At 66.8% G+C, this 12,117-nt stretch carries 11 protein-coding genes and 1 other RNA gene; 7 read left to right on the top strand and 5 right to left on the bottom strand.

Translation table 11 applies throughout. The annotated features are described in order from the left end of the window. Positions 1 to 88: 88 nt before the first annotated feature. Positions 89 to 880: a glucosamine-6-phosphate deaminase gene (locus N2K95_RS01090; RefSeq protein ID WP_260652541.1), complete on the bottom strand. Its 792-nt coding sequence runs from the start codon at positions 878 to 880 to the stop codon at positions 89 to 91. A 247-nt stretch (positions 881 to 1,127) separates the two neighbouring features. Here N2K95_RS01090 and ffs point away from each other — a divergent pair. The 3 genes from ffs (at position 1,128) to recR (ending at position 5,073) form a co-directional block, all read left to right on the top strand. Next, an RNA gene (gene ffs, locus N2K95_RS01085) (signal recognition particle sRNA small type) lies at positions 1,128 to 1,223 on the top strand. Between the two features lie 78 nt (positions 1,224 to 1,301). Next, positions 1,302 to 4,382 carry a DNA polymerase III subunit gamma and tau gene (locus tag N2K95_RS01080; protein WP_260652540.1) on the top strand — a complete coding sequence of 1,027 codons (3,081 nt, stop codon included), beginning with the start codon at positions 1,302 to 1,304 and terminating at the stop codon, positions 4,380 to 4,382. A gap of 94 nt (positions 4,383 to 4,476) precedes the next feature. Then, positions 4,477 to 5,073 (top strand): recombination mediator RecR, encoded by a 597-nt coding sequence (gene recR / locus N2K95_RS01075; protein ID WP_255791499.1) that lies wholly within the window; start codon positions 4,477 to 4,479, stop codon positions 5,071 to 5,073. 46 nt (positions 5,074 to 5,119) lie between these two features. Here the strand turns inward: recR and N2K95_RS01070 are convergent, their stop codons facing one another. Continuing rightward, entirely contained in the window at positions 5,120 to 6,175 is a 1,056-nt protein-coding gene (locus N2K95_RS01070) for an ABC transporter permease (protein WP_260652539.1), read from the bottom strand. After that, complete coding sequence (locus N2K95_RS01065; protein ID WP_260652538.1) at positions 6,172 to 7,107, bottom strand: ABC transporter ATP-binding protein; 936 nt, start codon at positions 7,105 to 7,107, stop codon at positions 6,172 to 6,174. Before N2K95_RS01065 ends, N2K95_RS01070 begins: the two co-directional genes overlap by 4 nt. A 217-nt stretch (positions 7,108 to 7,324) precedes the next feature. Between N2K95_RS01065 and N2K95_RS01060 the strand changes: the two genes are divergently transcribed. Beyond that, positions 7,325 to 8,611 (top strand): aspartate kinase, encoded by a 1,287-nt coding sequence (locus N2K95_RS01060; protein WP_260652537.1) that lies wholly within the window; start codon positions 7,325 to 7,327, stop codon positions 8,609 to 8,611. 76 nt (positions 8,612 to 8,687) lie between these two features. Here N2K95_RS01060 and N2K95_RS01055 read toward each other — a convergent pair whose 3' ends face one another. Then, entirely contained in the window at positions 8,688 to 8,903 is a 216-nt protein-coding gene (locus N2K95_RS01055) for a hypothetical protein (RefSeq protein WP_260652536.1), read from the bottom strand. A gap of 157 nt (positions 8,904 to 9,060) precedes the next feature. After that, on the bottom strand, positions 9,061 to 9,933 hold the full coding sequence (locus tag N2K95_RS01050; protein WP_260652535.1) for an alpha/beta fold hydrolase: 873 nt from the start codon (positions 9,931 to 9,933) through the stop codon (positions 9,061 to 9,063). Positions 9,934 to 10,008: 75 nt separating this feature from the next. On the opposite strand from N2K95_RS01050, the gene N2K95_RS01045 reads away from it, so the two are divergent. The 3 genes from N2K95_RS01045 to N2K95_RS01035 all read left to right on the top strand — a co-directional run bounded on the left by N2K95_RS01045 (position 10,009) and on the right by N2K95_RS01035 (position 12,111). After that, positions 10,009 to 10,563: a TetR/AcrR family transcriptional regulator gene (locus N2K95_RS01045; RefSeq protein WP_260652534.1), complete on the top strand. Its 555-nt coding sequence runs from the start codon at positions 10,009 to 10,011 to the stop codon at positions 10,561 to 10,563. Positions 10,564 to 10,666: 103 nt separating this feature from the next. Then, the gene (locus tag N2K95_RS01040) at positions 10,667 to 11,644 is read left to right on the top strand and encodes a 3-methyladenine DNA glycosylase (protein ID WP_260653687.1); all 978 of its coding nucleotides are present in this window, start codon (positions 10,667 to 10,669) and stop codon (positions 11,642 to 11,644) included. Next, positions 11,587 to 12,111 carry an SRPBCC domain-containing protein gene (locus tag N2K95_RS01035; RefSeq protein WP_260652533.1) on the top strand — a complete coding sequence of 175 codons (525 nt, stop codon included), beginning with the start codon at positions 11,587 to 11,589 and terminating at the stop codon, positions 12,109 to 12,111. Before N2K95_RS01040 ends, N2K95_RS01035 begins: the two co-directional genes overlap by 58 nt. Positions 12,112 to 12,117: the final 6 nt, after the last annotated feature.

Raw genomic sequence — 12,117 nt, 5'->3', positions numbered from 1 at the left:
GGGCGGTATTCCGGTGCTCCCCTGGGGTGCGTTGCGGCACTTACCGCAGCCCGCCGACGTCGTTGTGTGGACACTGGTTGGGTGGACTCTATCCGCCGGGCGGGCCGTGTTCCCCGACTGTCCTGTCCCATTCAGCAGGCAGCAGGATTTCTTCCCGGCCTTCGAGCCCCGAGGCAGCGGCCTCGTCAGCGATCACCGTGACCCGCGGGTGCAGCTGGAGGATGGAGGCCGGGCAGTCCGCATCCACCGGGCCGGTCAGTGCCCGTTCCAGGATCCCGGCCTTACCTTTTCCCCGCACAAGCAGCAGCAGGTGCCGCGCGCGCCGGATAGTTCCCAGTCCCTGCGTGATGCAGAAGCGGGGAACCTCAGTCAGCGAGGGAAAGAACCTGGCGTTGGCCCGCCGCGTTGTTTCCGACAGGCGCTCGACGCGGGTGCGCGAATCCAGCGGCGACCCGGGCTCGTTGAAAGCCAGGTGTCCGTTGTGCCCGATTCCCAGCAGCTGAAGGTCGACTCCCCCGGACTGCTCGAGCCGGCGTTCGAATGCGTCGGCCGCTTGGGCCGGATCCTCCGCACCTCCGTCCGGCACCGCTACTCGCCCCGGGTCCAGCCCGAGCGGGCGGACAACTTCCCGGTCGATGACGGCGGCATAGGACTGTTCGCTGCCCGCCGGCAGTCCTACGTACTCATCCAGGGCGAATGCCCGGACCCGGGACAGGTCCAGTCCGCGGGTCGCCAGGTGCCGGTAGACAGGCACGGGCGAAGACCCTGTCGCCAACCCGAGCACGGGTTCCGGCCGGTCCCGCAGAAGCACCTCTACAAAGGAGGCGCCGAGCGCGCCAAGCCCGGCGGCGTCGGGCACTGTATATAGGGCAAGCGTCACCGCGGTGCTCCGACTCCGGGCACCGCCCTGTCGCGGGCCCTATATAGGGAGGGATCCTCCCGGGCAGATACCGACTGATTCATCGGGGCTTCCTTTCGCGATGCGAACGGCGCAGACGGTGCGGCCTAGCTCCCGTTCCAGCGGGTTTTCCAGTATGGCCCCGCACCCCGGGGAATGGCTCCCCGTCCCCCAAAGGTGCCCCGAAACGGCTGCGGGACGAGGCCCCAAATTTTCGGGTAGACTGGTTCCCGGCCCCTCATGTGGTGTCATCCTGTGAACTCCCCCAGGACCGGAAGGTAGCAAGGGTAAGCGGGCTCTGGCAGGTGCATGGGGGGTCTTTAATTTTTTTGAGGAAGTGGAGTTTCCGCCGTGCCTGCCGCCGGAGGAAAAACCGTCAGTGCCAACCGATAGGCTTCTATCTGTGAGTACAGCCCTTTACCGCCGCTACCGTCCCGAGAGTTTCGCAGACGTGATCGGCCAGGAGCACGTCACGGAGCCGCTGATGGCGGCCCTGCAAAAGAACCGCGTGAACCACGCGTACCTCTTCTCCGGCCCCCGCGGCTGCGGCAAGACCACCTCTGCGCGCATCCTTGCCCGGTGCCTGAACTGCGCTGAAGGCCCCACTCCCGTTCCCTGCGGCAAGTGCGACAGCTGCGTTGAGCTGGCCCGCAACGGTTCCGGAAGCCTCGATGTCATCGAAATTGACGCGGCCAGCCACGGCGGCGTCGACGACGCCCGCGACCTCCGGGAGCGCGCCACCTTCGCCCCGGTCCGGGACCGCTACAAGATCTTCATCATCGACGAGGCCCACATGGTCACGTCCGCCGGCTTCAACGCCCTCCTGAAGATCGTCGAAGAGCCGCCGGAACACATCAAATTCATCTTCGCCACTACGGAACCGGACAAGGTCATTGGCACCATCCGTTCCCGTACCCACCACTATCCGTTCCGCCTCGTTCCGCCGGAACCGCTGCTGGCATACCTTGAAAAGCTCTGCACCCAGGAAAATGTTGCGGTAGCCCCCGGCGTCCTCTCCCTCGTTATCCGCGCAGGCGGCGGATCCGTGCGCGACACCCTCTCTGTCCTTGACCAGCTCATGGCCGGAGCCGGCCCCGACGGCCTGGACTACGAACTGGCTGTCTCGCTGCTGGGTTACACCCCCGTGTCCCTGCTCGACGACGTCGTCGACGCAGTTGCCGCCGCTGATGCAGCTACCGTGTTCCGTGCCGTGGACCGCGTCATCCAGACCGGCCAAGACCCGCGCCGGTTCGTCGAAGACCTGCTGGAACGCTTCCGTGACCTGATCATTGTCAATGCCATGCCGGACAGTGCAGCCACCGTGCTCCGCGGCATGCCCGAAGACCAGATCAGCCGGATGCAGACCCAGGCCACCCAGCTGGGCAGCAGCGAGCTGTCCCGCGCCGCAGACATCACCAACACCGCGCTGACGGAAATGACCGGTGCCACGTCGCCGCGGCTGCACCTCGAGCTGCTCTGCGCCCGCATCCTGCTTCCGGCGGCGGATCAGGCCGAACGCGGAACGGCTGCCCGGGTGGACCGGTTGGAGCGCCGGCTCAGCTACGCAGGCGATCCCACCGAGGCGATGGGCCGCGCCGCGGCTGCAGCGTCTCCGGTGAACACCATTCCCGCGGCCGCACCCACGGCTTCGCAGGCCGGTTCGGCGCCTGCAGTAGACGAAGCTCCGTCGGCACCCCGGGGAATCGACGTTGCGGCAACCCCCGTCCCCGACGAAGCGGCAGCAACAAAAACCCCTGCTCCGGAAGCAGCACGGGAGGACACCAAGCCTGCCGGAAGTTCCCTGGACTGGGGCGGCACCTGGTCCACTCCTGCGCAGACACCTGCACCGGCTGCTTCGCAGGATTCCGGACAGGATTCCAACGGTTCCCGGCCTGCCGCCAACCGACCGGCCGAAGCGGCACCGGTATCCAATGCGGCGTCCTCCAGTGCGGCGTCATCCAACGGCGGCGCACCGTCCCGCCCGGCTTCTGCTCAGCAGGCCTCGGCCCAGCAAGGACCTTCACAATCGGCGCCCGCACAGCAGGCCCCCGCCCAGCAGGCCCCCGCACAGCAACGGCCGGCACCCGCCGGAGGACAGGGTGCCGCGGCCGGCGCCGGGCAGATCGAGATGATCCGCCGGGCCTGGCCGGAAATCATGGATGCCCTGACCAGCATCCGCCGTGCCACCTGGCTGAACGTCAGCAAAAACTCCAGCCCGCGCGCCTTTGACGGCAAGGTCCTTGAACTGGCCTTCACCAATCCAGGCGCTGCCACCAACTTCAACCGCCCCGACCACTTGGATAACCTGCGCAAGGCGATCCATCAGGTCCTGGCGCTGGACTGCCAGATCAATCCGATCCATGACAGCTCGGCGTCAGCGGGTGAGTCGGGCCCAAAAGCCGATAGCCGGCGACCGCCGGCATCCGCACCGGCCGCCAAGTCACCGGTAGCCTCGGCACCGGCTGCCCAAGTACCGGCTGCCCCGGCACCGACTGCCTCCCCCGCGCAGCAGGCCCAGGCGACTGTCCAGCCAGCAGCCGAAAAGCAGCAGGCCCAGGCAGTTTCCGCTCCGGCTACGGGTTCCGCTCCGGTGGCGGCCCCCGCTACCCCGGCGGAAACCGGCTCCCCCGTCCAGGCGGCGCCCGGCGCACAGGTGCCGGGACCCGCAGTAGGTGCACCGGTCAATGCGGCCACGGCTGCCCTCCGGCGACGCGCAGGTAACCCCGCCGGCGGGACGAACGCCGCTGCCGGAACCTCAACCGGTCCCGGAAACGCTGCCCGAGGCAACTCCGGCAGGAACGGCAGCACCGGCGGTCCCGCTGCCGGCCGTTCAGCACGGTCCGGCGGAAATCGTCCGTCGGATGAGCCGTGGCCGGACGAGCCGAGCGACCCGTTCAACGACGCACCGGAAAGCAACGCCTGGGAGACCGCCGAGGCACCCGTGGATGTTTACTCCGGCGGCCACCTTTCGGATTCCGAGTGGGCCAGCACTGACTGGGCCGGCACCGGATCAACCTCCCGGCCGGGGTCCGCATCGGATCCCCGGTCCGGCGCATCCTCATCACCGGCGTCGTCATCACCGGCACCGGGAGCGCCGGCAGGTGCCCCCGCAGCGGGGCGGCCGACGTCGGCCCCTCCCAGCGGATTGACCGCCGGGCCCGGGACCAAGACAGCACCGGGCAGCGGGCCAGGCGCAGCCGCGCCTGTGCGGACGTCCACTCCCCCGGCAACGGCGGCCCCCGCCGCCGCAGGCGGTGCACCGAACCAGCCGCTGAGCCGCTATCAGAAACTGCTCAACGAAGCTGCCCAGCGCGGCGGCGGTGCCCCCGTCCGGGGAAGCGGGCCAGTAGACTCGACCTACGTCGAAGATGTTCCCAGCGCGGATGACATCACGCTTGAAGACTCCGGTCTGGTGGGGCGTAAGGCGATCGAACGGATACTGGGCGGGCGCCTGATCGAGGAACGCAGCCTGGACGGACGCTAGCCGCAGGCTCCCCGCCCGGGGAGCCTCGGCAGCCGCCAGTAAGCAACCACCAGACCCCGCTATAAACGCAGTCCAACCCAGCAGAGAAGGTTACGTGTACGAAGGTGCCGTTCAGGAACTCATTGATGAACTAGGCCGTCTTCCCGGCGTCGGGCCCAAGTCCGCCCAGCGCATCGCGTTCCACATCCTCGAGTCCGATCCCGATGACATGAAGAAACTGGCCACCGCCATTGTCACGGTCAAGGACCGGGTGAAGTTCTGCACCGTCTGCGGCAACGTCACGGAGCAGGAAACCTGCACCATCTGCCGCGACCCGCGGCGGGATCCGACCATGATCTGCGTGGTCGAAGAGTCCAAGGACGTGATTGCCGTGGAGCGTACGCGGTCCTTCCGCGGCCGCTACCACGTGCTCGGCGGGGCGATTAATCCCATCGCCGGCATCGGACCGGACCAGCTGCGCATCCGCGAACTGCTCAGCCGGTTGTCGGATGAACAGATCTCGGAAATCATCATCGCCACCGACCCGAACCTCGAAGGCGAAGCCACGGCAACCTACTTGGTGCGGATGCTCAAGACCCTGGGTATCAAGGTCACCCGTCTGGCCTCCGGGCTGCCGGTGGGCGGAGACCTCGAATATGCCGACGAGATCACCCTCGGCCGTGCCTTTGAAGGCCGCCGGAGCATGTCCTAGCCAAACCCCGTCGGACCGGCCCGCCGGACCGGAAATCGACCCACCGCTAGGCAATCCGGGTTCCGGCGGAGAGGTTACGGACCGGCGTCCGCAGCCTGAGCCTGCCCAGGAACACCAGCAGCGCGGCCAACGCGGCCTGGAGCATGAGTCCCAGCGGCCAGATCGGCGGTACGTCGGGCTGGCTGGTCCCGCGGACCTCGCCGTTGACGCACGGCATGCTGTACTCCGGTCCGGCCTGGGCCAGGCGCACCGTGTCGCTGATCTCCTCCATCACTCCAGCGGCGGGGAACCCGTTCCTGTCCGGCTCCGCTGTGGAGGGAGTGGAATCGGCCACCACCACGAAGGGGTTCGCTGCAAGAATCCAGGCAATCCGTTCCGTGTGCGCAACGGGTATCTCCGTCAACGGGCCCGAACAGGTGTATTCCTCCGTGCCGTCAGCAGTGTAGGAATAGGTTGAACTGTTGACCTTGACGGTCCCTTCGGTGAGGAAGCCGCTCAGCGCGAACGCAATCAGCGTGCCCAGCCCCAGCAGGGCCACCAGCATGTAGGTGACCACTATGGAGAACAGCGGCCGGGCGGCGAGAGCAGACACCCCCACCCCCACGGCACAGACGATTCCCAGTTCCACAGCCAGCATCACCACCGCAACCACTGCGGACAGTGGCTGGACACCGCCCAGGGCCAGCGCCCAGAGCAGGAAGGGAATGCTGGCAACCAGGAACCCCATGGACGCGACCCAGGAGGCCAGCCATTTACCGGCAAGAATCTGGCCGGGGCGCAGAAGGGTGATCTGAAGGACGGCCAGCGTGCCGGCGGCGCGGTCGCCGTTGACCGCATTGGCGGAAAGAGCCGGCGCCAGCAGCAGCCCGAAGAACAGGATGAAGCCAACCATCAGCTCATAGAGCACCGGGCCCTGCGGCCCGACTTCAGCGGAGGATCCCAGAGCCGTCAGCGTGGCCACCAGGCCGATCACGCCAAACCAGACAATCAGCAGCACATACCAGCTGCGGGAGCGCAGCCGCTGCTTCATTTCCAGGGCGAAGACCGACCGCACGCCGGACCAGAACCCAAGCGCGGGAGCAGGAAGTGTCTGCGTACTCATCGGCGGTCAGCGTCCAGACTCATGTAGGTCTCCTCGAGCGCGCCGCCGGCGGGGCCGAAGACGGTGACGGCGACGTCGGCCTGCACCAGTGACCGCAACAGCTGTGCTGCGGCGGTTTCACCGGTCAGCCGGACCTGCACCTCGGGCCGGTCCGCTCCGCCCCGCTGGCGGTAGGGGATGTGGAACTCATCGATCTGCCGCAGCAGCGACCCGGTATTCAGGGACCGGATGGTGTACCAGCGTTCCTGTGCACCGGCGTCGGCCAGTGACTGGGTCTTCACCGTCTCGCCACGGGCCACGAAGACCGCCCGGTCCACCATTTCGTCCAGCTCCGACAGCACGTGCGAGGAGACCACCACCGTCTTCCCGGCGGCAGCGAGCCGGCGCAGCAGCACCCGCAGGTCAACCCGTGAGCCCGGATCGAGTCCGGACGCCGGTTCGTCCAGCAGCAGGACCGACGGGTTATGGATCAGCGCCCGGGCCAGGCTCAGCCGCTGCTGCTGGCCGCGGGAGAACACCCGGGCGGGCTTGTCCGCAAAGTCGGTGAGATGGACGGTCTCCAAGAGCTCGGCAGCCCGCTCTCCGGCCGCGGAACGCTCGATGCCGTAGAGGCCGCCCACCGTCACCAGGATTTCGCGGGCGGTCAGGGAGCCCCAGGTGCCCAGGGTGTCCGGCATCCACCCCATCCCGGCCCGGACGTCGAGCGGGTTCTTCAGGGGATCGAATCCGTTGATCCGCACCGAGCCGCCGTCCGGGGCGAGCAGGGACGCAAGAATCAGCAGCAGGGTGGTCTTGCCGGACCCGTTCGGACCGATCAGGGCCGTGACTTCCCCTGCGGGTGCCGTGAAGTCCATCCTGCGGATCGCTTCGACGCGTCCGAAACTGCGCCTGATGCCCTCGGCGACCACACCGGTGCCGGTTCTCGTCTCCATGGCGCCCACCCTAGGGTCCGCCGTCGCCCCTGGGCGGCGCAGACTCGCCGGTGGCAGCAGGTTACGTCCGTATATTTCGGGAGTGCCCGACGGCGGCGATAGACTTTCTGAACGGGCCTCGCGGGGAGTACCGCCCGCTTTTCCCTTGGAACACAGTTCCTGCCGCGCCGAAGATGCCGGGCACAGCAACCACAACGACATTGAAGAAAGCGTACGCATGAGCCTGATAGTGCAGAAGTTCGGCGGGTCCTCCGTGGCCGATGCCGAAGGCATTAAGCGCGTGGCCAAACGCGTGGTGGATACCCATGCCGCCGGAAACGAAGTGGTGGTCGTGGTCTCCGCCATGGGTGACAGCACCGATGAACTGCTGGATCTGGCCGGCCAGATCACCACGCTGAACAATGCCCGCGAAATGGACATGCTGCTCAGCGCCGGGGAGCGCATCTCGATGGCGCTGCTGGCCATGGCCATCAACCAGCTCGGCGGGTCCGCGCAGTCCTTTACCGGCAGCCAGGCCGGCATGATCACCGATGCGATCCACGGCAAGGCCCGGATCATCGATGTTTCCCCGCACCGCATCAAGACCGCCATCGAGCGGGGCGACATCGCCATTGTGGCCGGCTTCCAGGGCATCAGCCAGGAAAGCCACGACATCACCACCCTGGGCCGAGGCGGCTCGGACACCACGGCCGTGGCCCTGGCCGCGGCGCTGTCCGCCGATGTCTGCGAGATCTACACCGACGTCGACGGCATCTACACCGCTGATCCCCGGGTGGTTTCAAGCGCCCAGAAGATCGAGAAAATCTCCAGCGAGGAAATGCTGGAACTGGCTGCCTCCGGCGCCAAGATCCTGCACCTGCGCTGCGTCGAATACGCCCGCCGGTTCGGTGTTCCGCTGCACGTCCGTTCGTCCTTCAGTTCCCATGAGGGAACCTGGGTGCTGCCCAGCCCCGATGACAAAATCAAGATTCAAGAGGGAGAACCCTTGGAACAGCCCATCATCTCCGGCGTCGCCCATGACCGCTCAGAAGCCAAGGTCACCGTGGTGGGTGTCCCGGACATTCCCGGCAAGGCCGCGGAGATCTTCGGCATCGTCGCCGGCGCCAACTCCAACATCGACATGATCGTACAGAACGTCTCCACCCAGGGCTCGGGACAGACGGACATCTCCTTCACGCTGCCCATCATCGACGGCAAGGAAGCCATCGACGCATTGACCGCCGCCAAGGAACAGGTCGGCTTCGACAGCATCGACTATGACGAGCAGATCGGCAAGCTCTCCCTCATCGGTGCCGGCATGCGCTCAAACCCGGGCGTCTCGCACCGCTTCTTCGAGGCCCTGCACCACGCCGGGGTGAACATCGACATGATCTCCACCTCCGAGATCCGGATCTCCGTGGTCACCAGCGCGAAGCTGCTGGACACGGCCGTGCGCGCGGTGCATGCGGCTTTCGGGCTCGACGGCGACAGCGAAGCCACGGTGTACGGCGGCACCGGGCGCTAGGGCCGGCCTAACCGAAGTCAGGCGCAAAAGAGGCCGGCACCCGCTGTGGTGCCGGCCTCCTGTGCGTCCCGAGGGCTTACTCGGGCCTGCGCGAAACGATGTAGCTGCTGCCGTCGGCGCGGGTCACGGTTTCCCACAGAGCTTTTTCCTGCGCCTGCTGGGACTTGAGCAGGGCCTGGTTCTCCTCCGTCATCGGATGATCCAGGGATCCCTGCTGCGCCGGTCCGAAGATCAGCCGCACCTTGCCCGTGGTCCGCATGAACCGGGTTACAAAGCTTTCCTTCTCAACCATGCTGCACCTTTCCAACGGGCATCCTGCTCCTATCGTACTAACGTTTCACCGCCAACCATTGGTCTCGTTCCGGCAGGGACAACGGATTCCGCAGACAGGATCCAACCGCAGCCTGCACCGGCTGCTCGAGGCGGTAAGCCGACGACGGCGGCACCGCTTAGGCGAACACCTCCCGTGCGGCGGTGATGACGGCGTCGGGCCGGTCGGCAGCCACAAAATGGTTGGCTCCGGACAGGTAGTCGACGTCCAGATCATCGCAGAATTGCTTGTAGCCGTGCACAAAGCCGGCCTGCATGCCGGGGTCGTCGGTGCCGATGAGGACGCGCGTCCGGGTGGCCAGCCGGGTGTTTCGGTAGGCCCCGCGCATAATCCGCACGCCTTCGGGATTGATGAACTGCCGGTACAGTGCCGATCCGGCCCGGGACCGGGCAGGGTCCGCATAACGGCCGGCGAATAGGTCTGCGTCCTGCTCCGTGAACGATCCCGCGGCCGAGAAGTCCGCTAGGACCCTCCGCACCAGAGCCGGGCGCAGCAGTCCGGCTCCGATCACCGGCATCGCCACCACGTTGTGCCGGACATGCCGAAGGATGGTCAGCACCATGCGGATGTCGAAGTCGAAGTACGGAGGGGGAATGCTCAGTGAGAGGTGCGCCGAAACCCGGTCCGGGTGGCGGAGACAGACCTGATAGGTGACCAGCGAGCCCCAGTCATGCGAGAGAACACCGACCTTCTCAAGCCCCAGGGCATCCAGTAGTCCAAGGACGTCAGCGGCCAGCTGATCCCGCCCGTAACCGCTGCCGGGCGCATCCGTCCAGCCGGCTCCGCGCCCGTCCGGGCAGATCACCCGGTGGTTCTCGGCGAGCGGGCCGATGATGCGGTGCCATTGCCACCAGTGCTCGGGAAAACCGTGCAGGAGCAACAGGGGAGCGCCCTGCCCGGCCTCGGCGACATGGATGTTCAGGCCGCCGACATTGACCATGCGATGTGTCACCCCGTCGAGCCGGGGCTGGATATCCAGAGGAGTTTTCATACTCCGACGCTACTACGGTCATAGTGGAATGTCACTACGTTTATAGTTAGTTTTCACTATGTCTATAGTAAGAGCATGGAGTCTCCCCGAAACCGCGCCCTCGATGCCGCCATTGATCTGGTGGGCACCCAGGGCCTGCGAGCCCTCACCCACGGCCGTGTGGATGCCGCTGCGGAACTTCCGCGCGGCTCGACGTCGAACTATTTCCGCACCCGTGCCCAGTTGCTGGCCGGAGTTCTGGGGCGCATCGCCGAGCGGGAAATGGGCGGCGTCTCCGGCGCGTTCGCCGCCCGAACACCGGCCGAACTGATCGACAGCTTAGGAACCCTGATCGAAACGACCACCGGCCCCCTGCGGGTGCTGACCACGGCACGGCTGGCGGTTTTCCTCGAAGCCAGCCGCGACCCCCAGCTGCAGGAGGTGGCCTCCGGCGGGCGGCAGGCGATGCGAGCGGTCATCGCGGACGCGTTTGAACGGCTCGGCGCCGCCGAGCCCGGCCGGCTCAGTGACGCAGTAGTGGCCTGTTGTGAAGGCCTCATCCTGCATCGGATAACCCGGGGCGACACCACCGACCCCCGTACGGTATTCGCGGCCGTCCTGGCCGGGAAGTTTCCCGGCTCCATCTCCTGACAACCCCGGTGCGTGGATCGCCGTTGCGCGGCACCCGGAAACATCGGAAAACAGCCAGGGGGCGTAGGACGCGTCCACGGCTGTCCGCGATAATGGAACGGTGATTGCTTCCGCCCGCCCCGTCGTCCTGTCTGAGGACCAGTGGCTTCCCCGCCAGGCGGCGCATGTAACCCGCGTCCGGCCCTTCACCGAAGGATTCCTCGCCCGGCGCTCGGCCGGCCGGAAACACCCGGTGGAGGATTTCCTCTTCACCTACTACTCCCAGAAACCCGGCCAGCTGCTGCGCTGGCACCCGGGTGCCGGCGTCGTCCTGACCGGGCCGGCCACAGTGGAACGCACGGCCTGGAAGTTCTACCGGACGCTGACAGAGACGGAGCGGGAAGCCGCGGGAATCGACGCCGGAACACCGGCGGTCACCGTGGATGTGGCCGGGTTTGCCGCGGTGCGCGGCGATGCCCTCGGATTCACCACCATGCTGCTTTCCCGCACGGCCGCCAGGCGGCCGGTGCTGGGCTGCTTCGGCATGCATGAGTGGGCCATGGCCTACAAGTCCGAGGACAACGGGATCCGGCACGACTACCTGCAGCTGCGGCTCGGGGCCCAGGGCACCGACGAGCTGGTGGAGCGCAGCAAAATCCGCTGCACCCACTTCGATGCCTTCCGGTTCTACACCCCGGAAGCGGTGCCGCTGAACGAGCTCACGCCCACCCGCGAAAACCAGCGGGACCTGGAGCAGCCCGGCTGCCTGCACGCCAACATGGACCTGTACAAATGGGCGTACAAACTCGTGCCGCTGCTGCCCAGCGAGGTGGTGATGGATGCCTTTGAGCTTTCCTGGCGCATCCGGGAAATGGACATGTGCGCCTCCCCCTATGACCTGGCTGACTGGGGTTACACCCCGATTGCCGTAGAGACGCCTGCCGGCCGGGCCCAGTATGCAGCCGCTCAACGCGGCTTCGCCGAGGAATCGCAGCAGCTGCGGGCCCGCATCCTGAGCCTGCTGGAACCCTTTGGAGAGCAGCTATGCAGCCAGAACCAAGCGGCCGGGTTATCCGTACCGGTGCCGAGACCTACGACCTGATTCTTCAACGCCGGTTCGCGGAACCGCCGGCAGCAGTGTGGCCCAGCTTCACCAGCCCGGACCAGACGGCCCAGTGGTTCGGCCGCTGGGAAGGAACCCCGGGAAGGGGCGACACCGTTGACCTGCAGATGCTCTTCGAAGAGGGGCTGCCCTGGAGCCGGGTCCGCATAGCAGACTGCGTCTCTCCGGAACTGCTGCGCCTGCTGGTGGAGGACGAATACGGCAGCTGGGACCTGGAAATCCGGCTCCGTAACGATCCGGCCGGGAGCGCACTGGACTTCATCCACCATCTGGAGGACCCGCAGGCCGTCTCCAGCGTGGGGCCGGGCTGGGAATACTATCTGGACCGGCTGCTGGCCGCCCGCAGCGGCGATCCGGCCCCGGACTTCAATGACTATTTCCCCAGCCAGGGACCCTACTTCGAGGCACAGGCAGAGGCGGCTGCAGACTCGCCCGGCCCTGCTTGACAGTGT

Origin of the sequence: Arthrobacter zhaoxinii, from assembly GCF_025244925.1 — a bacterium.
Taxonomy (GTDB): Bacteria; Actinomycetota; Actinomycetes; order Actinomycetales; family Micrococcaceae; genus Arthrobacter_B; species Arthrobacter_B zhaoxinii.
This window is presented reverse-complemented; position numbering and strand designations above follow the sequence as displayed.